17 protein-coding genes are annotated in these 24,986 nt (G+C 53.7%); all 17 read left to right on the top strand.

Annotated elements, in window-relative coordinates; genetic code table 11:
* The first annotated feature begins 19 nt into the window (after positions 1–19).
* The 17 genes from AC50YL_RS04480 to AC50YL_RS04400 all read left to right on the top strand — a co-directional run bounded on the left by AC50YL_RS04480 (position 20) and on the right by AC50YL_RS04400 (position 24,798).
* On the top strand, positions 20–601 hold the full coding sequence (locus AC50YL_RS04480; protein ID WP_494829624.1) for a histidine phosphatase family protein: 582 nt from the start codon (positions 20–22) through the stop codon (positions 599–601).
* A 114-nt stretch (positions 602–715) separates the two neighbouring features.
* On the top strand, positions 716–1,951 hold the full coding sequence (locus AC50YL_RS04475; RefSeq protein WP_494829623.1) for an MBL fold metallo-hydrolase: 1,236 nt from the start codon (positions 716–718) through the stop codon (positions 1,949–1,951).
* 325 nt (positions 1,952–2,276) lie between these two features.
* A complete protein-coding gene (locus AC50YL_RS04470; protein ID WP_494829621.1) occupies positions 2,277–8,255 on the top strand; it encodes an S-layer homology domain-containing protein in 5,979 nt (1,992 codons plus the stop codon).
* A 399-nt stretch (positions 8,256–8,654) separates the two neighbouring features.
* Positions 8,655–9,605, top strand: coding sequence for an aldo/keto reductase (locus AC50YL_RS04465; protein ID WP_494829620.1), 951 nt, complete (start codon positions 8,655–8,657; stop codon positions 9,603–9,605).
* A gap of 25 nt (positions 9,606–9,630) precedes the next feature.
* On the top strand, positions 9,631–10,830 hold the full coding sequence (locus AC50YL_RS04460) for an MFS transporter (protein ID WP_494829619.1): 1,200 nt from the start codon (positions 9,631–9,633) through the stop codon (positions 10,828–10,830).
* Positions 10,831–10,919: 89 nt separating this feature from the next.
* Complete coding sequence (locus AC50YL_RS04455) at positions 10,920–11,873, top strand: aldo/keto reductase (protein ID WP_494829618.1); 954 nt, start codon at positions 10,920–10,922, stop codon at positions 11,871–11,873.
* A 347-nt stretch (positions 11,874–12,220) separates the two neighbouring features.
* Positions 12,221–12,856 carry a TetR/AcrR family transcriptional regulator gene (locus tag AC50YL_RS04450; protein ID WP_494829800.1) on the top strand — a complete coding sequence of 212 codons (636 nt, stop codon included), beginning with the start codon at positions 12,221–12,223 and terminating at the stop codon, positions 12,854–12,856.
* Between the two features lie 72 nt (positions 12,857–12,928).
* Positions 12,929–13,813, top strand: coding sequence for a transporter substrate-binding domain-containing protein (locus AC50YL_RS04445; RefSeq protein WP_494829616.1), 885 nt, complete (start codon positions 12,929–12,931; stop codon positions 13,811–13,813).
* A gap of 85 nt (positions 13,814–13,898) precedes the next feature.
* On the top strand, positions 13,899–14,543 hold the full coding sequence (locus AC50YL_RS04440; protein ID WP_494829615.1) for an amino acid ABC transporter permease: 645 nt from the start codon (positions 13,899–13,901) through the stop codon (positions 14,541–14,543).
* A gap of 21 nt (positions 14,544–14,564) precedes the next feature.
* On the top strand, positions 14,565–15,311 hold the full coding sequence (locus tag AC50YL_RS04435) for an amino acid ABC transporter ATP-binding protein (RefSeq protein WP_494829613.1): 747 nt from the start codon (positions 14,565–14,567) through the stop codon (positions 15,309–15,311).
* A gap of 57 nt (positions 15,312–15,368) precedes the next feature.
* The gene (locus AC50YL_RS04430; protein ID WP_494829611.1) at positions 15,369–15,791 is read left to right on the top strand and encodes an OsmC family protein; all 423 of its coding nucleotides are present in this window, start codon (positions 15,369–15,371) and stop codon (positions 15,789–15,791) included.
* Positions 15,792–16,782: 991 nt separating this feature from the next.
* A complete protein-coding gene (locus tag AC50YL_RS04425; RefSeq protein ID WP_494829609.1) occupies positions 16,783–18,564 on the top strand; it encodes a sensor histidine kinase in 1,782 nt (593 codons plus the stop codon).
* On the top strand, positions 18,539–19,843 hold the full coding sequence (locus AC50YL_RS04420; RefSeq protein WP_494829607.1) for a response regulator transcription factor: 1,305 nt from the start codon (positions 18,539–18,541) through the stop codon (positions 19,841–19,843). The genes AC50YL_RS04425 and AC50YL_RS04420 overlap by 26 nt, the downstream gene beginning before the upstream one ends.
* Before the next feature lie 106 nt (positions 19,844–19,949).
* Complete coding sequence (locus AC50YL_RS04415) at positions 19,950–21,674, top strand: extracellular solute-binding protein (RefSeq protein WP_494829605.1); 1,725 nt, start codon at positions 19,950–19,952, stop codon at positions 21,672–21,674.
* A 98-nt stretch (positions 21,675–21,772) separates the two neighbouring features.
* Complete coding sequence (locus AC50YL_RS04410; RefSeq protein ID WP_494829603.1) at positions 21,773–22,723, top strand: ABC transporter permease; 951 nt, start codon at positions 21,773–21,775, stop codon at positions 22,721–22,723.
* 16 nt (positions 22,724–22,739) lie between these two features.
* Positions 22,740–23,630 (top strand): carbohydrate ABC transporter permease, encoded by an 891-nt coding sequence (locus AC50YL_RS04405; protein WP_494829601.1) that lies wholly within the window; start codon positions 22,740–22,742, stop codon positions 23,628–23,630.
* 52 nt (positions 23,631–23,682) lie between these two features.
* Positions 23,683–24,798 (top strand): glycosyltransferase WbsX family protein, encoded by a 1,116-nt coding sequence (locus AC50YL_RS04400; RefSeq protein WP_494829599.1) that lies wholly within the window; start codon positions 23,683–23,685, stop codon positions 24,796–24,798.
* The last annotated feature ends 188 nt before the right edge of the window (positions 24,799–24,986 follow it).

Below are 24,986 nucleotides of genomic sequence, written 5' to 3'. Positions count from 1 at the left end.
CTATGGGAGAGGAAAGACGATGACCTCGATTACTTTCGTCAGGCACGGCATTACCGATCACAATATGGAGAAGAGAGCACAGGGCCATACGCAAAATCCGCTGAATGAAACGGGGAGAGCGCAAGCGGCGTTAGTTGCCGAACGGCTCTCCGAAGAGCAGTGGGACGTCTTCATCTCAAGCGATTTAAAAAGAGCCCGAGAAACGGCGGAAATTATTTCTGCTGCAATCGGCAAGCCGGTCGACTTCTTCGATGTGCGGCTGCGCGAAATGGATAGAGGGAAAATCGCCGACACGATTGAAGAGGAACGGGTTGCGCGATGGGGAGAGAACTGGAACGAGCTCGATATGGGCCAGGAAACCCATGAGGCCATGCGTGCGCGCGGAATCGACTTCGTTCGGGATATAGCTTCGCGGTATGCCGGCCGGAGGGTGCTTGTCGTCACGCACGGTTATTTCCTTGGACAAACCCTAAAGGAATTAATGAAGGACGAATCAACCGGTAACGAATTGCGCAATGCGTCCGTCACGACGATCAGTAGTAACGGCGAGAAGTCGGAGTATTTGCTTTATGATTGTGTCAGACACTTGTCTGAGCATTAATACCGAAACCCGATTAAAGGAAGGGTGAAGTGATACCCGGCTCTTGTTGCATACGGGGAAGCAAACATTCGGCTTCGTTTTTCGAGTTATCCTAATATAGAGGAGAGTATTAGTATGATAACAAAATTGCGAATGAAAATGGCAGTGGTTGTCCTATTTTGCATGGGTTTGCTGATGTTAAATGAAACCTCGTTTGCAGCTGCTCCTGCTGAAGCTGGCGTTTATTTTATCAACCTTGGCGAAAAGGGAAATGCCACCCTCATAAAAACAATCAGCGGTACTACGGCAAGCTATGGGTTGGTTGACACGGGAACGAGCGGAGATTACGCAACTTATGTACAGCCCTACTTAACCTCCGTACTTGGATCGACAAAATTGTCTTTTATAGCCTTCTCGCATGTACATGCAGACCATGCAGGCGGTGCCGAAGCTGCGATCGCTAGTTTTGCGGATGCAAACACGACACTTTATATAAAGGACGTAGCAGATTCCGCTTCGACGTATTCCGGTGAATCTAGTATCGGCACTAGAGCGAATACGATCATAGCTGCAGCGAAAGCTAAAAACATGGCTATCGGTAAAATAAAGCCATATGAAGCCTTCGACAATGATGTTGGATCCCTATCGGAGCTTAGAGGTTTATCCGCTGACAAATTCAAGGCGAAAATCGAGAGGTTTACTAAAAACGCACAAGGCAGTTATGTATCCGTTGGCGTATATGATACGGTCACGTTCGGTAAATTTACAATGACGTGGTTCAATGGAAACAATTGGAATCACGAGTCTGTAATCGAGCAGTTGTCAAATAAATGGGATGAGAACTTGAACGCAGCAACGTTGTTGTTAAAGTGCACGACAAGTACTGGAACAAATTTTCGAACCTACTTGGGCGCTGACGTAGGGGAGAACAGCAATCAAAATTATTCTTACGAAGTCGGGGAAAAAATACAAGAAGTCGTAGGAAATGTAAGCGTTTATCAGGTTGCGCATCATGGTTTCTATTATAGTCTCATGCCGGACTCGATCGCCGGCACCATCAATCCTAAGTATGCGATCGTTACGAACAGCTATAATGACATCGTGAATACTTATTATGATAACCATAGTATAACGAACCCGACTTCTGCCGATTTGTCGGATGCCACCAGCACGCTGAAGGAAACTTTGAATAGTACAGCTCTGCAAAAAATGTACTTTTTAAGCGGAAAAGGCGGCGGAACGGATAATAGGATCATTGATGACTTGAAAGCAAATAATTATGCCCTGCTTAATTGGACCGGATCAACAATCAAATCGGGAAATGTAAATGTTGAATTTGGCGGTACGGATCTCACGATAACCCAACCATAGCGTATCGTACAGCTAGCGCATTATAGCCGGATGATTATTGACCATCCCCCGCTTGAGGAGAACGACTCTTTCGCTGCAGGCGAATAACGGCGTATGGCAAAAAGGCATGGGACTGCCCTTCGAGGTTCTCATGCCTTTCTGTTCGTTCAGCTCCTTCTGACATCCTATCGGAAAGCGATAGGGCTGAAGGGTTTACTTTAACATTTTGTTGAATTATATGAATTATCCGTATGGATACCCGCATGTACGGCGGTCTGAGAGGATAGGGGGTCTAGCCGACCCCTCCTGCTCAATTCACCGCAAGTAGAAGAAGGAGCTAGAGAATATGAAGAGACGTTTTCGGCAGTATCTTTCTTGTCTATTGGCACTATTAAGTATTTTTACGTTGCTGCAACCGACGTCCGCATGGGCTGAGGAACCCGATAACGGATCGACTGCACAGACGATATGGCTTTCCGAGATATTCCCTAACGACATTGCTCGTAATGCCACGTACACGGGACTTAGTGGCGCAACCATCGATAGCATGGATTATATCGAGATTTACAACGCTTCGGACTCCGAGTTGGATTTCGGGGCGAACTACAACCTTGTTTATACCGATTTGGATACAGCTAGTACAGTAGACAAGATCCTCGCTTTCAATGAAACCGAGTTGAAAATTCCGCCCAAAACGCCTGCCGTGTTCTGGGTGCGGCGCGTTGATCTGGAGAATAAAGGGAAGACGATGCCCGACGAGGCTGCTTTCCGCGCAAGCACGGGGGTTCCGGATGGGGTGCCCGTCTTTTCCGTTAATAATCAGACGGCTCTAAAAAATTCAACCGCCAGGTTGGCTATCGTTGCGAAAAGCAATAATGCAACGGTGTCCGCCTTTACCTACGTCACAGATGACGCGGGCACGACGGAGGGCTCGAGCGTCCATCTCCGTGCCATGGAGGGACAACCTAACTGTGTTGCCATTGCCACGCAGGCTCCCGCATCAGCCGGCCGGGTGAGCGATGAGCAAATGACGGTCCAGCCCAAGCCGAATGTCACGCCGGGAACCGTCGGCCGTACGAGCGAAAGCGCGGCAACCGTGACGTTTACTTCTCACGTTTCCGGTACCTATTACTACGAGGTCGTCGCTGACGGCGCCCCCGCCCCGACAATCGATACTTCCGGCAGCGGTACGGCCATCGAAGCAAATTCCGAGGCGACGATAGCGCTGACGACGCTTACCGATAGCAGTGCCAAGGCTATCTATATTGTTCTGAAGGACTCGTCGAATACGGTCAGTGAGCCGCTGAAGATGGACATTGATGCCTACACGGCGGCTGGAAGCCCGGTGCTCTTCCTGACGGAGATTATGCCCAATGACATTGCGCGCAACAATGACTATACAGGACTCAGCGGCGCGACCATCGACAGCGAGGACTACATCGAGATCTACAACGCATCGGACTTTGATGTGGACTTCGGAGCAAACTACGACCTGGTCTATACCGATTTGGATACGGCGAACGTTGTGGACAAGGCGTTTACTTATAATGAAACCGAGTTGACTATTCCGGCAAATTCGCCGGCTGTATTCTGGGTTCGGCGCGTCGATCTGGAGAACAAAGGGAAAACGATGCCCGACGAGGCTGCTTTCCGTGCAAGCAACGGGATTCCGGATGGCGTGCCCGTCTTTTCGGTCAAGAATCAGACGGCGCTAAGAAATACGAAGGCTAAATTAGCCATCGTTGCGAAAAGCAATAACGCAGCGGTATCTTCCTACACTTACGTTTCGGCCGATGCAGGCGCGACGGAAGGTTCCAGCGTTCATCTTCAGGCGGCGGAGGGACAGGCCGAAGCCCTTTCCATCGCTACGCAGGACCCTCCCACCGCTGGTCGGGTAACCGATGATCAGAAGACGGTCAAATCAGATCCCGGAGTTACTCCCGTGCTGACGCCGCTTTTTGAACCTGGTCAATACGACACGATCCAGGAGGGAAAGGATCTCAGCATTCCTTATGGTTATGAGGATTCGACCGGCGTCAAGAGTTTTGTGATCTATTACCGTACGAATGAATCGAGCCCTTGGAGTTCGCTGGCGGGTAACTCGTTTAATATACGGACACCGGGAAGATTCTACGTTGAAATCGGCGCCGACCGTTATCTGAATAGCGATTACATCGAATATTATCTGGAAGCCAAGAACACGTTCCGCTCGGCGGTTACGCCTGTTCACAGAGTCGCCGTAATCAGCAACGACGATTTTTCGGGCTTGCGTTCGAACCTGTCCGAGGGTGAAACGGTCTCGGGCACCGTCGATGTCGTGGGAAGAGCAGGCGACGATGCTGCCGTAGGCATCAGTATCGACGGCACGCCAGTGGACAGTACCCGCAGACTCGAGCAGGGCGCTTATTTTGCCCTGGACATCAGCGGGCTGGACGGCCCCAAAGACGCGATTACCGCAAACGGTAAGCTGGTACAGGTATTCTCGCGCTGGTATGACATTTTGCCCTCCCGCGCGATTATGATAGACAACAATCTCTTTGCGTTTAATCAAAACGGTGACGCAGACGTGACCATCCGCGTCAACGCAGGTACTGAAATTGACGCATTGGATAGTACTCCAGGCACGCCTACCGATAACTTCAATGTAACGAATTTCTCCTTGGTGCTGCCCAACGGTACGGTTGTACATCCGGACGGCCCGGTCAAGACATCGGATCTCGTAACGCTGAACAGCAGCAAGCGTTATGTCGAGCTGCATTTCACCGTTCCAAGCGGATCCATGAATGCAAACGGAACAGTCTGGGATACCAAGTCGGTTTCGGACGGAAATCATACCATCACCATCAATTCCGGCAACGACAGCCAAGACATTCAAGTGCAGGTGGACAACACGGCGCCCGTGATCAGTGCCAATGTTCCGGAGCAAATTGCCGGTGCCTATACGTTTGTACCTCAGTATGCGGATGCTTCGGACGTCATGACGGATTCACTGACGCTTGAACTGGATGGGGCGTCACTGAGCGGAACAAGCTTTAACGGCTCTGCACTCGCCCCAGGGACCCACACGCTGAAAGCTTCCGTGCAGGACGCTTCGGGGAATATCGGAACGAAAACGTGGACCTTCTCGTCCAGTAAAAATTATCCTGCATTTGCCGATATATCCTCGTCGGACGTGGATGCCGATTCGGCAACGCTGACGGCTGCCCTGAGCGGCGGAGACGGCGCGGAAGTTTCCTTCCACGAGGCGCAAGCGCTGACCGTGGGCAACGGGATAACCGTTTATCAGGGCCAAGGCGACGGTACGGCCAACGCCGAGTCCGGTACCCTCGGCGAGGTTACCAGCGACAACGGAAAACTTCCCTATCAGATGTACGCCTTCGACGTGCAGGATGCAGATACCTCGCTTCGTGTCTCTCTTGAAGCCAGCACGGATTATGGCAAGGACGTACGGCTCTATGTGCGCAGCCGCGCAGCCGATCAGTGGATTCCGCTAACTTCAACTTATGAGGATGGTAAGGTCACTGCGGTATTCGCGACCGGCGACTATATCGCGGACGGAAAAGTCTATGTGCTCGCCCAAGGAAGAGGCGGCGAGATGCTGCCGACCACTCGCGCTGATCATGCCAGTACGGTTGCCAACAATTATGTTTGGGATGGCACTGCCGAGCCGGATCAGTACGATTTCTCTATCGCCTGGGAGTCCGATACGCAGTATTACTCGGAGAGCTACCCTGCGAACTTTGCCATTCTCAATACCTATATTGCCGACAATAAGGATCGCGTGGACACTCGTTATGTCGTGCACACCGGCGATGTCGTGGATGACATCGACGAGATCTATCAATGGGAGCGTGCCGATGAATATATGAAAATACTCGAGGATGCCAAATTGCCGTACGGCGTCCTTGCAGGTAACCATGACATTGCCAACCATAACGCCAAGTATCTGAATTACAAGACGTATTTCGGGGCCGACCGCTTCAAGGACAGCACCGTCTACGGGGGGACCTACAACAATAATCTCGGCCACTATGATCTCGTCACTGCCGGTGGTCAAGACCTGATCTTCGTGTATATGAGTTATGATTTCGATCAAGGTGCCGCTGCCTGGATGAACAAGGTACTGGCGGAATACCCGGACCGTATCGCCGTTCTGGCCTTCCACAATTACTTGGGTGCGACCGCGGATTTGGACGATGCCGGTGTCTACTGGCAAAATCAGGTGGTCGCCAAGAACCCCAACGTGAAGCTGATCGTGGGCGGACATTATCACGGAGCCTCCATCAACGTCACGGCGTTCGATGACAATGGAGACGGAGACAAAGAGCGCGCGGTCTATCAGATTCTCACGGATTACCAGACCGGAGAACAGGGCGGGAACGCCTACTTCAAGACCCTTTATTTTGATCTTGCGAACGGTAAGATCTACATGAATTCCTATTCTCCGAAGTTGAATGACTATAATTACTTCGATACGCCAAAATTGAGCTCGTATGGCGTTGGCGCGAAAGCATACGCCGAGGATATATACGAGCTTAGCCTGGATTTTGACACGGCACCGAAAAAGCTGACGGTGAGCGCCATGGACGCCGTCCTGTTCGACAACGCTGCCCTCGGTACGACGGCAGCCGTTAACGCCTCGGCTTCCGTCGCACTGGACAACCTTGCTTCAGGAACAAAGCATACCTGGTTTGCCGTAGCGGCCAACTCCGCTGGGAATGCTTACAGCGGGCTTGATTCCTTTACCACGACAACGGAAGAAGGCGAATCCGATACGACGGCGCCGACACTGACTGCCGGAAACGTGAGTCGTACCAGCGACGGTGCCGCAACGGTAAAGTTTACTTCCAATGAAGCCGGGACCTATTACGACGAAGTCGTGAGCGATGGAGCCGCCGCGCCGACCATCGACACGACAGGTAACGGTACAGCCTACCAAGCCAATTCGGAGGTAGCGATTTCGCTCGCCAACCTTGCTGCAGGCGCGAACGATATCTACATCGTGGCGAAGGACGCGGCAGGCAACAAGAGCCTTGTTCTGAAGCTCGACATCCCGGCCTACTCTTCTCCATCCGGCGGTAATAACGGCGGCTCGGGAGGCAACACCAATACCACTCCGTCCCAAGCCGTGGAGATCAGTACGTCCGGAAATACGGATACGATCAGCTACACGTTGTCCGGTTCCACCGATAACTCCGGCAAGGTAAGCGGCAGCGTCGATAACAATGCGGCTTCCGCGCTGGTAGATGGCGCCAAAGCGGCAGAGCAAGCAGGCAGAAAGGCCAACGTAAAGCTCAAGCTGAAACCGACTACGGCCACTTTGGCGGAAATTACAATACCGAAGGGTTCGTTCAGCAAGCTTGCCACCGACACGGCGGCCGAACTGACGGTAGATGCCGGAATCGGAATCGTGACGTTCGACGCAACCGCGGTAGATGCGATAAACTCGGCATCTTCCAGCGGGGATATCAAAATCAGCGTTGCCAAAGCGGACACTTCGGGTATGCCAGAGGGCACGAAAGCCCAAATCGGCAGCAGGCCGGTTTATGATTTCACGGTCACCTCGGGCGCAGCGGCGATCTCCAACTTCGGAGGCGGGAAAGCATACATCAGTCTGCCGTATACCCTCTCGCCTAGCGAGGACCACAACGCCGTTGTCGTCTTCTACATCAGCGACAGCGGTGAGCTGCAGACCGTTCTTGGCAAATACAATCCAAAAACCGGCATGGCGGAATTTACGACCACGCACTTCTTGAAATATGTCATTGGCTACAACAAAGTGAACTTCAGCGACGTGGCAGAGACAGCTTGGTACCACGACGCTGTAACCTTCACTGCAGCTCGCGGAATCACCACCGGCATAGGCAATGGCAGCTACGGCCCTGGCGCGACGCTGACGAGAGGCCAGTTCCTTGTCATGCTGATGCGCGCTTACGGGATCGCTGCCGAAGAGAAGTCCACAGATAACTTCTCCGATGCGGGCAACACGTACTACACGAATTACCTGGCGGCGGCCAAGCGTCTGGGCATCACAACCGGCGTGGGCGACAATCGGTTTGCGCCTGACAGCCAGATCACCCGGCAGGATATGTTCACGCTGCTCTACCGTGCGCTCGATATGCTGCGCGAATTGCCCGTGACAACCGGCAGCACGACCACAAGCGATTTCGTCGATGCTGGACAAGTCTCGAATTACGCCAAGACTGCGATGAGCACGCTGATCAAAGTCGGGGTCATTTCAGGAAGCGGCGGAAAGCTTAACCCGACAGGTACCGCTACCCGCGCCGAAATGGCTCAGGTACTGTACAACTTGTTATCGGTCTAGAAAAGAATCTAACCCATCACGTAAACCACACCAAAAAGAACATTACTTAAACGGTCTTAGTCCTGAATGCCAGGGATTGAGGCCGTTTAGTTTTGTCTACATTGAAAACCACATAAAAGTCAAATCGCCCCACACGGTGCATCCTTACGCGTCTGTCTAGAGAGGGGCACCAACATGACGAAGAGAGATCCCCGGGTGCGGTCGTTCTGACGCCGCGCGATAACCTCGTTCTTTATTTAGTTAACTTCAAGTAACTAGATATAATATTTTTCACTTCTTCTCATGTCATGTTGAATTCTCTATAATCGAAATTGTCAAATAATCGGAGATCGCCGACGAATGGTTGGGCTCGGGAAAGAAGACGTCGACATTCGCATGGAAGCAGAAGGGATGATACGAATGAAATATCGTAAACTTGGCAAGAACGGCCCTGAACTGTCCGTTATCGGGTTCGGGTCCTGGGCAATCGGGGGAGGCGGCTGGGCCAGCGCTTGGGGCGACCAGGACGATGAACTTTCGGTGGAAAGCGTGCGCGTCGCGTTGGATAGCGGGATCAACTTCTATGATACGGCGGCCGTTTACGGGCTTGGTCATTCCGAGGAAGTCATCGGGAAAGCGTTAAAGGGCGACCGCGACAAAGTCGTGCTGGCGACCAAATGCGGCCTCGTTTGGGACGAGAACAAAACCGTCTCCAAGAACGGTACCTACGACTCCATCCTCCGCGAAGCAGAGGCATCGCTGCGACGCCTTGGAACCGACTATATCGATTTATACCAGATGCACTGGCCGGATACGGATACGAACGCGCCAGCCGAAGAAACCATGCGCGCGATGGACAGGCTGGTGCAAGACGGCAAGGTGCGTTACGTAGGGGTGAGCAATTATACGGTTCCTTTATTGGAAGCATCGCTTGCCGTGAGGCATGTAGATGCGCTGCAGCCGCCTTATTCCATCCTGAGGCCGGCTGTCGAAAAAGAGATTTTGCCCTTCTGCCTGAAGGAAGGAATCGGTGTCGTGGCCTACAGCCCGCTGACTTCGGGACTGCTGTCCGGCAATTATACGTACGACACCAAATTCTCGAATGACGATTGGCGTTCCCGCAACGCCGCGCATTCGGGGGAAGGACTAAGGAAAAACGTAGACCGCGTCGAGAAGTTGAAACTCATCGCGAGCCGGTACGGCATGACCATGCCGCAGCTTGCCATCGCATACGATCTCGCTCATCCGGCCTTGACCAGCGCCATTGTAGGCGTTCGCAAGCCAAGCCATATCTTGAGCGTTCTGTCCGCCGTCGATGCGTCGTTGGATGAAGCAACCCTCGCGGAAATCCGCAAAATAGCCCTTGAATAAGAAAGCGGGTGCTTTCGATTCGATAATGATGCACATCATTCGTGACGTTCGCACGTTTATTTCGATCCCCGGAGCGAGAAAGCTGCTCGCGATTCTATTTTTCTACGGGCTTGGAACAGGCATCTTGGCACCGATGAACGCCGTATATCTTGACGAGAGCATCGGGCTTTCCAAAGAACAAATCGTTGCCGTCTTCGCCGTATCGCTGTTCTGCAACGTAGTCATTACGATTACGGTCGGCTGGATCAGCGACCGTCTGAAGAACAAGAAGCGGCTCCCGCTGCTGGCCGCAATTCTTTGCATGATCGGGCTGTTCATTTACATGAATGCTTCCGGTTTTCGGAGCGCGCTCCTCGGAATGACGATCGCCGTGGCGCCGTCCGGATTGATCATGGGCCAGTTGTTCGGCATGGCCAGAAATCATTTTTCCCGTCGCGCCGGCGACATTGTGGAGATGGCCCAGCTATGGCTCCGCGCCTCTTTCAGCGTAGGATTTTTTATGGGACTGCTGCTTGGCGCGAACATCTTCCTCCTCGCGACGTTTAACGGCGTATTGTGGGGAAACATGGCGGGCTATGCCTGTCTGGCGGTTCTGCTGCTGTCGTATGAAGAAACGACGGACGTGCCGGGAGCGAAGCCGCCGTCGAATGGAGAACCGTTCTCCCTTGTTATGCTGGTTGCGCTGCTGCTGCTCTCTTGCGCCGATGCCGTACGAGGATTATATTTGCAGCTCGTCGTGTTGAAGCTGTTCGGTAAACCTGAGATCATGTCGTACATTTGGAGCACCCAGGCGGTATTCGAGCTGCTATTCATGACGCTGGGCGGATATTGGGCGGCACGGTACGGCAGCAAGAAGATTATGTTCCTTGCGGGGTGTTTCGCGCTCGCCGCTTATTTAACGTATACGAGAAGTTCCTCGCTTCTCGTCTTCTTTGCCGTGCAGCCGTTGTACTCGTTTTTTGTATCGATCCTGTACGGCGTAGCGATGGGCTACGTGCAGCGGATGTTTTTGAGCCGGACGGGCTTCGGGGCAAGCTTGTACGTGTTCATATCGCAGACGGCTTCGTTAATCGGATATTTCTTGCCGTTGTTCATTCACGGGATAACGCCCAACATATTCTTCATCCCCAGTGCTTTGGTTGCGCTATCCTTAGTGATTATTGGCGCGGTGCTGTACCGGGAAAGAGGAGCGAGCAGCAGGCGTTCGATGGATGCTGCCGGTTAGCGCTCCGGTAGCGCGAGGCTCGACGGAATTTCCGCGCGGATCCAGGTTCAAGCAAGATTGCGTTTCTAATCGTATAGGAGGAATTTGTCATGCGATATCGGAATTTGGGGACCAGCGGGTTGGAAGTTTCGGTGCTGGGGTTGGGTACGAATGCATTCGGCGGGCGCGCGGATAAAGATACCTCGATTCGAGTGCTGCACCATGCGGTTGACAACGGGATTACGTTCATCGATACCGCGAATATTTATACCGGCACAAAGTCGGAAGAGATCATCGGCGAAGCGTTCGAGGGACGGCGTCAAGACGTGCTCCTTGCGACCAAAGTGGGCATAAAGCTCGGAGAAGGTCCGAACACCAGAGGCGCCTCGCGCCAGCATATTCTAAAGGAAGTCGAAGGAAGCTTGCAGCGTTTACGGACGGATTACATCGATCTGTACCAGATCCACGTTTTTGATCCGAAGACGCCGCTTGACGAAACGCTCCGTGCGTTGGACGATCTCGTAACATCGGGAAAAGTGAGGTACGTGGGGGCTTCGAATTATGCCGCTTGGCAGCTGATGAAATCCCTCGCCATTAGCGAAAGTCAACGTCTGATCAAATATGCGTCCGTTCAACCCGGTTACTCGCTGGCCGATCGCGGCGTCGAAAGGGAGTTGATTCCGTTTTGCGTAGATCAGGGAATCGGACTCATTCCTTATTTCCCGCTGGCTGGAGGAATTCTAACCGGCAAATATTCGGGCGGTTCCGTGCCAAGCGGATCGCAGTTGGACAAGAACCCTAATTTTGCGCGCAGATTGGTTTCCGCCCGCGTTCAGTTGGGTGAACGGGTAACGAAAATCGCCGCGGAGCTTGGAACTTCGGCTACGGCGCTCTCGCTGGCTTGGTTGATGCACCAGCCGGCGGTAAGCACGGTCATCGCCGGAGCGACTCGCGAAACGCAGATTGACGAGAATCTGAAGGCAGTACACCTCGAGCTTGACGATGACGTGCTGAAATCGCTTGATGAAGTAAGCAAGGATTTTATCTACTCGCCTCCATTTTGAAGCTGATTGCATAGCTCAAGACCTCCGAATAGAGCGTGCTATATCGTTACTGGCCGCATAGATCCAGGAGCAGAGGAAGGGTACGCCCGCATTAGGGAAGGGGCAATTTCAGCCCGCAGGAGACACGCGATAAAGCGATGTCTCCTTTTATTTGCACTTTATCTATAGCGGAAGCACGAGCCGATCGGCAGTAGGTTACATCCGTTATCCATTTTTGTTTGGCGCGGTTGCATGAAAGTCGCGATTCAGCACGTGATTAGGCGTTGTATTGACAATCGCACAGTATTTCGATAGGATTTAGAATAAAACTGACTGACTAATCAATCGGGTTTAAGGAGTGGGGCTAACTGAACAAAGAGCAGGATCCTAAGACGAACAGCGAGCGAAGAAGAAACTTCTTGGAGATCGCGCTGCGGCTCTTCGCAAAGCATGGTTACCATTCGACCAAGATTTCCGACATCGTTGCCGAAGCAGGCGTGGCGCAAGGAACATTTTATTGGCACTTTAAAAGCAAAGAAGCCATCGCGCTCGAGATCGTAGCGGACGGACGCAGTCAACTGCTGGATGTTATCGCGCAAGGCTACCGCCAAGAGACGGGCACTGTTGCGGATATGGTTCAGGCATCGGAGGCGCTGCTGGCCCGGCTGTTTCGATTTGCCGCAGCCCATCGTTATTTCATGGAGCTGCTGCTTCAAGGAGCGGCCGGCACGGAACCGCCGATTCGATTGGCGATCGGAGAAACCCGCGCTGCCTTGGAGAATGCCTTTCATCAGAACATCCAACGCGCGGTTGAGCTCGGCATGCTGCCTTCCAGTATCGATACCGAGATGCGCGCCGCGTTGCTCACGAGCCTGATCGAGGGCGTCATCTCGCGGTGGCTGCTCGACGTCGGCATGCCGAACAACGGCATGGCTTCGAAGACGGCCGAACGGTTGGCGTACGAAACCGTTCAATTCGAGTTCTTCGGACTGCTTGGCATCTAAAAAACGGTACTTAGGGATGGTTAAACGTAACTTTGGGCAATGTATACAAAAATATAGAGGAGAGAAATTCCAATGCTGCATCAATCCAAAAAAACACGGTTTCTTGTTCTATCCGCCGTCTTGCTTCTCGTACTGGCAATAGCAGGGTGCGGCTCCAAGTCCAATGATTCGCAGGAGCCGTCGAATTCTTCGCCGACCAACCAGTCCGGTAGCACGGCGCCGGCTGACGAGACCAAGAATTTGCTGGACCAGATCAAGGCTTCGGGCGTGATGAAGGTCGGTCTGATGGGCACTTACGCGCCTTATAACTTCTTGAACGACAAGAAAGAAATCGACGGTTTCGACGCCGACATTGCCAAAGACGTCGCTAAGCGTCTAGGCGTTAAAGCGGAGTTCGCCCCGCAAGAGTTTTCCGGCTTGATCCCGAGTCTGCAGGCAAGCAAGATCGATGCGATCATCAGCCAAGTCACGATCACGGACGACCGCAAGAAACAGATCGACTTTACGCAGCCCTACATCACCAATGAAGTCAAAATCATCGTTCGCCAAGCGAACGGCGACATTACGAAGCTGGATGATTTCAAAGGCAAAAATATCGGCGTCGGCCTCGGCACGAATGACGAGACTTATCTGCGCAACGAAGTGCTTCCGAAAGTGGGTAAATTCACGATTAAGACCTACGACGACGTGATCACCTCCTTGCAGGATCTGAACGCCGGCCGTATCGATGCCACGATCAACAATCTTTACGCGCTAAAGCCGATCGTGGACAAAAACGGCTTCAAAATCAAAGCCGTCGGGACGGCGATCAAGTCCGACCAAGCCGGCATTGCCGTTCGCAAAAACAACCCTGAATTTTTGGCCGCGCTGGATAAGGCGCTCGCGGATATGCAGGCTGACGGCACGTACAATACCATTTTCAAAAAATGGTTCGGCGAGGAGCCGCCGGCGAAGTAACCGGCGGAGCGGGCAGGGGCCGTGGCGATGACGCCAATGCCTTTGCGCGACGATACAAGCGAAAATAAAGGGGAACTTCATTCATATGAATCTGGTAGGGGACAACCTCTTCTTCTTGTTGAAAGGCGCCTACTACACCTTGCTGATCACGGTCATCTCGATGTGCTTCGGGCTTATGATCGGCATCGTGGTCGCGGTAGCCCGGCTGAAGGGGAATCGACCGATCCGTTGGTTGGCGCGTTGTTATGTTTCCGTTATCCGGGGAACGCCTGCTTTGGTGCAAATATTAGTGGTGTATTACGGTCTGGTGGACTACGGAATCACCCTTGGACCGCTGACCGCAGCTTGCGCGGCACTTAGCGTGAATGTCGGCGCTTACCTGTCCGAGACATTCCGGGGCGCGATACTTGCCGTCCCTAAAGGGCAGACCGAGGCGGCCTATGCATCCGGCATGTCATCCTGGCAGACGCTGCGGCGAATCATCTTTCCTCAAGCCGCGCGCGTGGCGATCGCGCCGATCGGCAACACCTTTATCGGCATGCTGAAAGAAACCGCGCTTGTCTCCGTGATTACGGTAACGGAATTGGTGCGCTCCGCCCAGCTGTTGATTGCCCAGTATTTTGTCAATATGCCCTTTTATTTGGGAATCGGGGCCATGTATTGGGTCATGAGCACCGTGTTTTCATGGATACTCGGGACGATCGAGAAGCGGTTGTCCAGAGCTTACTAAGATCGAGGTGTAAACCGTAACATGATACAAACGTCGGGACTATCTAAATCCTTTCATGATTTGAACGTATTGAAAGGCATCGACCTGCGGATCGCTGCACAGGAGATCGTCGTATTGCTTGGACCGAGCGGCTCAGGCAAAAGCACGTTGCTTCGTTGTCTGAACGGGTTGGAGGAGCCGAGCGGCGGATCTCTCGAAGTGAACGGCATCCGCGTGGATGCGGATATGCCGGCAAGCAAGAAGCGGGCAAGCTTTCGGGAAATTCGTCGGGACACCGGAATGGTGTTTCAGCAGTTCAATCTGTATCCGCACAAAACCGTGCTTGGCAACGTCATCGAATCCTTGCTCATCGTCAAGAAGCTGCCGCGATCCGAGGCAGAAAGCATCGGCATGCGGCTGCTGGAACGAGTCGGCTTGGCGGATAAGCGGGATCAATATCCTTCCCGGTTGTCCGGCGGCCAGCAGCAGCGCGTCGCCATCGCGCGCGCGCTGGCGACGGAGCCGTCCGTGATGTTATTCGACGAGCCGACCTCCGCGCTTGATCCGGAGCTGGTCGGCGAAGTTCTGGCGGTCATGCGCGAGTTGGCAAGGGAAGGGATGACGATGGCGGTCGTGACGCACGAGATGAAGTTCGCCCGCCAAGTTGCGAACCGGGTCCTCTTCATGGACGGCGGCATTATCGTCGAGGAGCAGGCTCCGGAGGCGTTTTTCCAACATCCGCAAACGGAGAGAGCCCGGAAATTCTTGAATCAGTTGAATGAACGTTGATCGTTCCGACATGAAGGATCCTTAATTATCTTACAAGAGAAAGTAGGTTAAACACACATGAAGGTTATGACTACGTGGAACGGTAAACGATTGTTCACGTCCGTCGGGGCGTCCGGCTATCCGGTCGAAATGGATGCGACGCCTGCCTACGGCGGCGACGGCAAGGGCGCTACTCCGATGGAGCTGGTGCTGGCCGGCTTGGCTGGCTGCATCGGCATCGATGTCACGATGATTTTGGATCAATTTCTCGGCTCGATCCGGAGCATCGAAATCGAGGCTGACGGCACTCGGAAGGAAACAACGCCGTCGGGCTTCACTGCCATCGAGCTGATCTTTCGCGTGGACGGCGACATCCCGGATTATCGGGTGTGGAAGGCGATTGAAATGGGGAAAGAAAAGTATTGCGCGGTGTCGGATTCATTGAGCGCCGAGATTCGGTTCAAGCTCATCCTCAACGGGGTTGAAACACCGAAACCCTAAGCGCGGGAACGAATGGGCGGGAAATGGAAGAGGCTTAAGAAATGCGTATCGATATGACGTCGATACGCATTTTTTGCATTCACGTCGACGTAGTCCCGCGCCACATGCCGGAACATAGCATGTATGTCGCTTAAGGAATTGCTTCATGATCAGCGACTTCAAATTGCGAAATCCCTTACGCCATGAGAATCGGAACGGCAAGCGTTACGATTAATCCGCCACATTCGTTTGGCTGCAAGGTTAGGGATTCATCCGCGTTAAAGAATAGGCGAAGCCGCAGCAGTACGTTCGCGAGTCCAATATGCTCCTCCTTCGGGGAAGCAGACGCATCGTCATCGTCAAGCCGCTCTTGGAAGCTTGACCATCCGTTCAGGCTCCATACCGATTCCGTTGTCCGAAACCTGAAAGCGGAGAATGCCTTCGACCGACCGATTGCACCTCACCTTGATCGTAATGAGTTGGCCAGCGAGCTAAGTCCGCGATTACGCTGGATGGAAAAATGGCTAGTTTTTCATCCGATAGTAAATGGATCACTTCCGATCAAGCACGAGAGGACAACAAGGCTCTGCCTAATGCCCCCTGTTTTTAGCAGGAACCGGGATTGAGAAAATGAGCGACGCGATTGAACTTTCGGATGTAAGCGTTCATTCACTGGGCAAAGATTTTAAATTTACCGGGTATCCATTGTTTAAAGATGATAACATGACGATTCTCGCTCATGGCAATCAACGCTTGGAACCGCGCTAGTATCGGGTTCAAGAGCGTGCCGGGTTCTGCCGATGCAGCATACGGATTGACGAAAGCAGGTTTGAGCTAGCGGTGGCAAATGTTGCTGTAAGTGAAACAACACCTAATCAAGGAGCCTTTTTTAGAGGCTCCTTTTTGATGCGTCCGCTTTCTCCTCATTATGTTTTCACGGCATGGACAGGATGTCTTTTCTACTGACTTATGGCTTAATAGGGAGGAGAACATCCTGGGAGGGAGATGCAACTTGAACGTATTCGGTTTTTGGCGACGATCGATTTTTATCCGGCTCGTCCTTACCTTCTTGATTATCATGGTGCCGCTGTTCGGCATCGGCATCAGCATGTACAGGTGGGGCGTAACCGCCATCAAACGGGAAATGCTCCACACGCGAGCAGCGCAAATGTCGTATTACCTGGATAAGCTCGAGAAAGAGATTCAAGGACTCAAGCTGGTGCAGTCCGGCACGCTTTACAACGATGATATCAATCTGCTGGCTAATAACGTACCGTTCATGGACAATTACGAGCGCGGCTATTATTTAAACAAGCTGCAGCAGCGGCTGAGCGCGATCAGGAACGGCAGCAATTTCATTCAAAATGTAATCGCTATCATCCCGTCTATAAAGCGGACGATTCCCGCGGAAGGAAGCATCGGGGAGCTGCAGGATGCGGATCTGAACCGGATGGCCTACTTCGACAACACGACGCCCTCGCAGTTGATCTATACCCACGAACAATTGCTGCTTAACGCTTATTTCCCTCCGAACTACAACAAGAAGAGCCCGCAGCCCTTATATGCCGTGCTGATCAAGCTTTCGCTGCCTCGGCTCAAGGAGTCGCTGCAGCAATTCAACGCGAACGCGAACAGCGGCTCGTTCCTGATGGACGCGCGCAAGCAGCTGCTGATATCGGACAATCCGGCATCGCCGACGCAAGACCGCATCCGCGCACTGGCAGGCCGCTCCGACGGCAGCGGCAGCGGCTCGATCAAGACGAACGGAGAGCGGGTGCTCTATATTTACGACACTTCGGCCTATTTGGGCTTGACCTTGGTCAGCTACGTTCCGGAAAGCTCGCTGTTCGCAGGCTTGGGCAAATACGAATTATTGTTCTGGCTGCTGTCCATCGCCGTGTTCTTGATCATCATCCTGTTCTCGCTGACGATTCTCCGCTTTATTCGCATTCCGCTTTACACGCTGATCAGAGGCTTCAAACGGCTGGAGAACGGAGACATGGATTTCTCGATCGGGCACCGCATGGAAGACGAGTTCGGTTTTCTGTATGACCGGTTTAATTCGATGCTCGGGCGGCTGCGATCGCTGATCGACCAGAACTATAAGCAGACCATCATGGTGCAGCGCGCGGAACTGAAGCAGCTGCAGGCTCAGATTAATCCGCATTTTCTCTACAACAGCTTCTTTATTCTGTATACGATGACCAAACGGGGCGAATACGAGGAGCTCATGAAATTCCAACTCCAGCTCGGCGAGTATTTCCAATTCGTCACGCGGAACGCATCGGATGAAGTCACGCTGGAACAGGAGGTCACGCACGCGCGAACGTATTGCGACATCCAGTCCAGGCGATTCTTCAACCGAATACGGATCGCGTTCGACGAACTGCCGCCGGACTATGCGAACGTCATCGTGCCGCGTTTAATTCTTCAGCCTATTATTGAGAACGCTTTCGAGCATGGGCTGGAGCATCTGGAAGAGAACGGCCTGCTGTGCGTTCGTTTCCTTCCGGAGCAGGGGGCGCTGCTCATCGAAGTCGCGAACAACGGAGCGCCGATGACGGAAGAGCAGCTCTGCAAGCTGGCGTCCGATCTCGAATCGGACGGGCAGGCGGAAGCGACGGGCCTGATCAACATCCATCGGCGGATCAGGCTGCTGCTTGGCAGCGGAAGCGGGCTTCGGATCGCAAGCGGCGCGTTCGGCGTCACGGTCACCATAAGGCTGGAGATGCCTGTCGACACTAGTACATTGAGCAAGGGGGATCCCGATGTATACGCTATTGATCGTCGATGACGAACCGATTATCGCAGAAGGATTGTACGAAGAATTCAAAGACGGCGGCGAATGGGAAATGGACGTGCATCGCGTCTATTCCGGAAAGGGGGCGCTCGAGCTGCTCTGCCGGATGAAGATCGATATCATCATTTCCGACATCCGCATGCCGGGCTTGGATGGCATCGGCTTGTTGAACCGCGTAAAGAGCAGCTGGCCGTCGTGCCGCGTGATCTTCTTGACGGGGTATAAAGAATTCGATTACGCCCACCGCGCGATGGAATACGGCGTCGTCCGGTATATTCTGAAGACGGAAGGCTATGGCAAGGTCAGGGAGGCGGTTGAGCAAACAATAGCGGAGATGGAGCGGTCGCTTCGCTCCGAGGCGCTGGTCGCCGAGGCGGAAGAGCGGCTTCAAGCGTGGAATGAGATGGCGATGCAGGACCTGCTGGCAGCCGCGCTGCGCGGAGAGATGGAAGCCGGCCCCGGCATGACGGAACAATTGGCCGGGATGGGCTTGCCGCTTCATCCCGCGAAGCCGGTCTGGCTGGCTGTCAGCCGATTCGACGCGCCTTTCCCTTCGGTTCCGTCCGGGTATATGGCCAGGAAGGCAGCGGTCGAGACGCTCCGCCTCATTGCCGAACAATATTTCGAGCCGCTCGTGGCCAGCATCATGACCGCCTCCTCCGGTTCCAATCTAATGGTATGGCTCATGCAGGCGAAACAGGCGGCGGGCTGCGAGCCTGAGCGGTCCGAACTTAAGCAGGAGCGAGCCGGACTGTTCATTCGCGAAACGCTGGAAACGATTCAACGGGCAGCTAAGGAGACGATCGGGCGCACGGTTTCATTCGCGGTCAGCACGGAGGCTGTCGCCTGGGAGCGGATTGCAGAAGCGAATCAATCGCTCGCGCATCTCCTGGATCATCGCTGGTGCGAAGGCACGGAGATGCTGCGCACCGACAAGCAAGAGGATCGTTCCCAGGATATCGTGGCCAAGGTCAAAGCCTATGTCGAGGCGCATCTGCACGAAGACATCTCGCTGGTCAGGCTCGCGGATCTCGTGCACTTCAATCCGACGTACCTGTCAAGGTTCTTCAAGCAGCAAACGGGACTTAACTTGTCCGAATTCATCCAGAACGTCCGGTTGGAGCGGGCCAAGCAGCAGCTCGCCGGTTCCGAAACCCGCATCAACGACATCGCGGCTTCGCTCGGGTACGGCTCCGCTTCGAATTTCGCCCGTTCCTTCAAGAAGCTGACGGGACTTGCGCCGCAAGAATTCCGGGATGCCCATTACAGGTAAACAAATGAATTCCCTGTAAAGAAATGATGGTATGAAAGCGCTTCATACCTTTTTATAATGGAAACACAGTGGCCGCTGTAAATAATGACCAAAAAGGGGAGCGCGCATGAATAAGAAAGTATCGCCCGCTAAACTACTCCATATTCCTGTTCTGACGGCAGCCGTTCTGGCGCTTTCGGCCTGCGGCGGCAACGCGGCATCGAACAACGAAAGCAATACATCCGCGCAAGTCAACCAACCGGCGAACAATAATTCGGGAGCAGCAAACACCCCGAAGACGGATGACGCGACCGGCATCTACAATCCTCCCATTACGGTCACTTCGGTCATGGGCTTAAGCGATCAGGTGCAGAAAGCCGTCGCCATCCAATCGGACGTGGTCACCAACAATATATGGACCCGCAGCTACGAGAAGGATTTGGGCATTAAGGTCAACTATCTGTGGACGGTACCGGGGGCGCAGATGGAGCAAAAGATGAACGTGGCCATATCCGCCAACGATTTGCCGGACATTATCCCTGCCAACGCGCGCCAATTCAAGATGCTGGTCGACAGCGGCGTGGCCATGGACATTACGAAGCTGTTCGATCAATCCGCCTCCGATTTCACGAAGCAAATGATGGATGCCGACAAGCATATCGGCCTGGATCAGGCAACCGTGGACGGCAAACTAATGGGTCTCCCGGCGTTGAACGGGGCGATCGACGGTGCGTCGATGCTTTGGATTCGAGCCGATTGGTTGAAAAATCTCGGCCTCGAGCCGCCGAAGACGATGGACGACGTTATGAAGATCGCGGAGGCGTTCACGAAGAATGATCCGGATCAAAACGGCGCGAACGATACGTTCGGTCTCGGGCTTCTGAAGGACCTGCTTGGGGGATTCGCCACGCTCGACGGCTTCTTCGAAAGCTATCACGGCTATGCGAACGGGTGGATCGATGACGGAACGGGCAATTTGGTCTTCGGCGGCGTACAGCCGCAAATCAAGACCGCGCTCGGCAAGTTGGCGGAGATGTACAAGAACGGCTACATCGACCAGGAATTCTCGGTCAAGGACTCCGCGAAGGTCGCGGAATCGGTAACGGCCGGCAAGGTGGGCATGATGTTTGGCCAGCATTTTCTCCCGTTCTACCCGCTGCAGGACGCAAAGAACAAGGATCCGAACGCGGATTGGCAGGCATTCCCGATCGTCTCCGCGGACGGCGCCGCCGCCAAGCCGATGATCAACGGCTCCGCGGGCACGTTCTACGTCGTCAACAAAAACATGAAAAATCCGGAAGCGGCGATCAAGCTGTACAACTATTTTTATGATAAAGATCCGGCGCTCAGCCCGAACTTCGATCCTGCCTATCACGGCAAGAACGGCGAGCAGGATACGAAGCCGGATCAGAACTTCTCGTTGGCTACGATGACGTCGTTCTACCCGCAGCAGAACCTCTTCATCCATCAGAGCGTGAACAAGTTCTTCAAGGATAATGACCAGTCGGTAAAGGACAATTACTGGGTGAAGGACAACGTGGATCAGATCGAGCAGTACAAAGCCGGCGACAACAAGCTGTGGAGCGCCTACGCTTGGTCGGGTCCCGACAACAGCGCATTCAACGTCATCGATTATTACAACACGAACAATCTGTTCATGCAGAACGGCTACATCAAGGCCGATACGGAATCGGCCACGCAAAAGGGAGCGACGCTCAACCAGATGCGCGACGAGACGTTCACGAAGATCATCATGGGCAAAGCTCCGGTCGACGAGTTCGACGCCTACGTGACCAAATGGAAAAAGCTCGGCGGGGACGACATTACCAAAGAAGTCAACGCGGCCAAGTAAGACAGCGCGACACGGCAAGCAAACGATAAGGCGGCTGGTTGAAGGGATAGGCGCATGCGTCCGTCAACCGGCCATTATCAGATAGGAGTGTAAAAGGGATGGCGATTAGACAATCCGCGGCCCGCGCAGACGACGACACCAAACGTACGCGCGCCGCAGCGAAATTCAGGCAACAGCTTCCGATGCACCTCATGCTGCTCCCGTGCATCGTGCTGGTCGCGGTCTTCAGCTACTACCCGATGGCGGGCATACTGATCGCGTTTCAAAACTACAATCCGACGAAAGGGTTCTGGGATTCCAAATTCGTCGGCTTCGACAACTTCGATTACGTCTATGCGATGCCGGAGACGATGCAGGTGCTCTGGAACACGATCTTCATCGCGCTGCTCAAAATCGTATTTGGGCTGCTTGTCCCGGTCGTATTCGCGATCTTGCTCGATATGATTCGCCGCAGCTTCGTGAAGCGCTCCATTCAGACGCTGATCTATATCCCGCACTTCTTGTCTTGGGTCATTCTGTCGGGGATATTGGTCGATATTTTGTCTCCGACCGATGGCATCATCAACTTCATGCTGAAGGGCATCGGACTCGAGCCTGTCTTCTTCCTGGCGAACGAGAAATTGTTCCCGTATATTCTGGTCGTCAGCGACGTCTGGAAGGAATTCGGCTACGGGACGATCATTTATTTGGCGGCGATCACGTCGATTAACAGCACGCTCTACGAAGCGGCCGTCATGGACGGCGCAAGCCGATTCCGCCAAGTGCTGCACGTAACGATTCCGGGCATCATGCCGATCGTCGTGCTGATGGCGACGCTCAGTCTCGGCAACGTGCTGAACGCCGGCTTCGAGCAGGTGTTCAACCTGTACAGCCCCGTCGTTTACAAGAGCGGCGATATTCTGGACACCTTCGTCTACCGGATCGGCTTACTAAACAGCCAGTACGGCGTGGCCACCGCGGTCGGGCTTTTCAAATCGGTCGTGTCGTTCGCCTTCATCGTCACGGGCTACAAGCTTGCCTCTAAATTCGCAGGTTACCGCATATTCTGACAAAGGGGCGAATCAAATGCATCACCGGACATTCGGCGGAAAGATATTCGAAAGCGCCAACTATGTCTTCCTTGTCGCCTGCGCGCTGATTTGCATTTTCCCGATCATCCACGTGCTCGCCGTATCCTTCAGCGGCAGTACCGCGGCTGCGGCCGGGCAGGTTACGCTTTGGCCGATCGACATCAATCTGAGCTCCTACAAATACGCGCTCAACAGTCCGCAGTTTCTCGACTCGTTCCTCGTGACGCTGAAACGCGTCGTGCTCGGCCTCGCGGTCAATATGCTGCTGACCGTCTTCGCGGCCTATCCGCTGTCGAAGGAACGGGGGGAGCTTTACGGGCGGAACGTTTATTCGTGGTACCTGTTCGTCACGATCATATTCAGCGGCGGACTGATTCCTTGGTACATGACGATCAAACAGCTCGGCCTGATGGACTCGGTATGGGCGCTGATCCTGCCGGGAGCGGTTCCCGTATTCAACGTTCTCATCCTATTGAACTTCTTCCGCCAGCTTCCGAAGGAAATCGGCGAATCGGCCTTCATGGACGGCGCGGGCCACTGGACGATTCTAACCCGCATTTACTTGCCGCTCTCGAAGCCCGCGCTCGCAACGCTCGTGCTGTTCACCTGCGTGAGCCATTGGAACTCCTGGTTCGACGGGCTTATTCTGATGAGCTCGCCGCATCACTATCCGCTGCAATCTTATTTGCAGACGATTATCGTCAATCGCGACATGTCGCTGTTCACGACCGCCACGCCGGAAGAGCTCAAGATGCTGTCCCAGGTATCCGACCGGACGCTCAAGTCGGCGCAGATCTTCATTGCCGCCGCTCCGATTCTGGCGGTGTATCCCTTCCTGCAGAAGTATTTCATGAAGGGCATCGTCATGGGCAGCGTGAAAGGATGATGCTATTTGGACTATTCCGATCTACCGCAAAACGATTTCAGGAGGGTTTCGATTGGAGCATGCACAAGCTTATGATGTAGCCGCTTACGTATGGCCGGCCTATACGGGCGAAGAGCCGAGAACTCGTATGTTCTGGCCTGAAGGCATCGGGGAATGGCAGTCGGTGAAGAACGCCGTGAAGAAGTTTCCGGAGCATGATTGGCCGAGGAAGCCGCTCTGGGGCTATGTGAACGAAGCGGATCCGTACGTGATGGAAATGCAAATCGACGCCGCGGCAGACCATGGAGTCAACGTGTTCATCTACGATTGGTATTGGTACGACAAGCGGCCGTTCCTCGAGCAATGCTTGAATAACGGCTACTTGAAAGCGCGAAACAACGACAGGGTGAAGTTCTACTTAATGTGGGCGAATCACGACGTTAACCATACCTGGGATATAAGGCTTTCCCATATGCAGGACACGATTATCTGGGAGGCGTCGGTCGATCGACCCGAATTCGAACGGATCGCGAACCGGTTGATCACCGAATACTTCAAGCATCCGTCGTACTACACGATCGACGGAAAGCCGGTATTCATAATTTACGATTTGGCAAATTTAATGAAGGGCTTGGGAGGAGCCGAAGCCACGAAGGATGCATTCCGCTGGTTCCGGGAGCGAGCTGTCGAGGAAGGGCTTCCGGGTCTTCATTTGCAATTGACCTTGTGGAGCGAGAGGAGCTTCAATCTAAGCGGCGTCGACAGCGGCAAAAGGGCAACGACGAGCGAAGTTGTCGCGCTGCTTGGCTTCGACAGCCTGTCTCACTATCAATACGTGCATTTTGCCAATATCGACAGAGATTACGAGGACATTATGATGGATGTCGTTCGGGAATGGCAGCGCATCGACCAAACGTACGACATTCCGTATTTCCCGCATGTGTCGATCGGCTGGGACAACAATCCGCGGTTCCGGGAGTTCAGGCCAGGCATCATGAGGAATAATACGCCGGCCAACGTGCAGAAGGCGTTCCAGTTAGCTAAGGAGTATGCCGACAAGCACCCGGGCCAGCCGCCGCTGATCACGGTCAATAGCTGGAACGAATGGACGGAGACGAGTTACCTGCAGCCGGATGACTTGCATGGGTACGGCTATCTCGAGGCCGTGAAGCAGACCTTTCGCAAGTAACGCGCAGCCGCAAGCCGAGAAACCGGCGATCCGATAAACAGCTTACAGGGGACTCGCTATGGAGCGATGTCTCCTTTTTTTGTACTTTATCGTTATTGTGGCGGAAAAAACGGCACCGCAATCGAAGCGAAATTATAAGAAAGTACTGTGGCAAGTGGCATGCGCCCGAGCACCAGCGCGATAAAGGC

It is taken from the genome of Paenibacillus sp. J22P277 (assembly GCF_059383675.1).
Note: the sequence above shows the minus strand (reverse complement) of the source record. Positions and strands in the feature narration are given on the sequence as shown.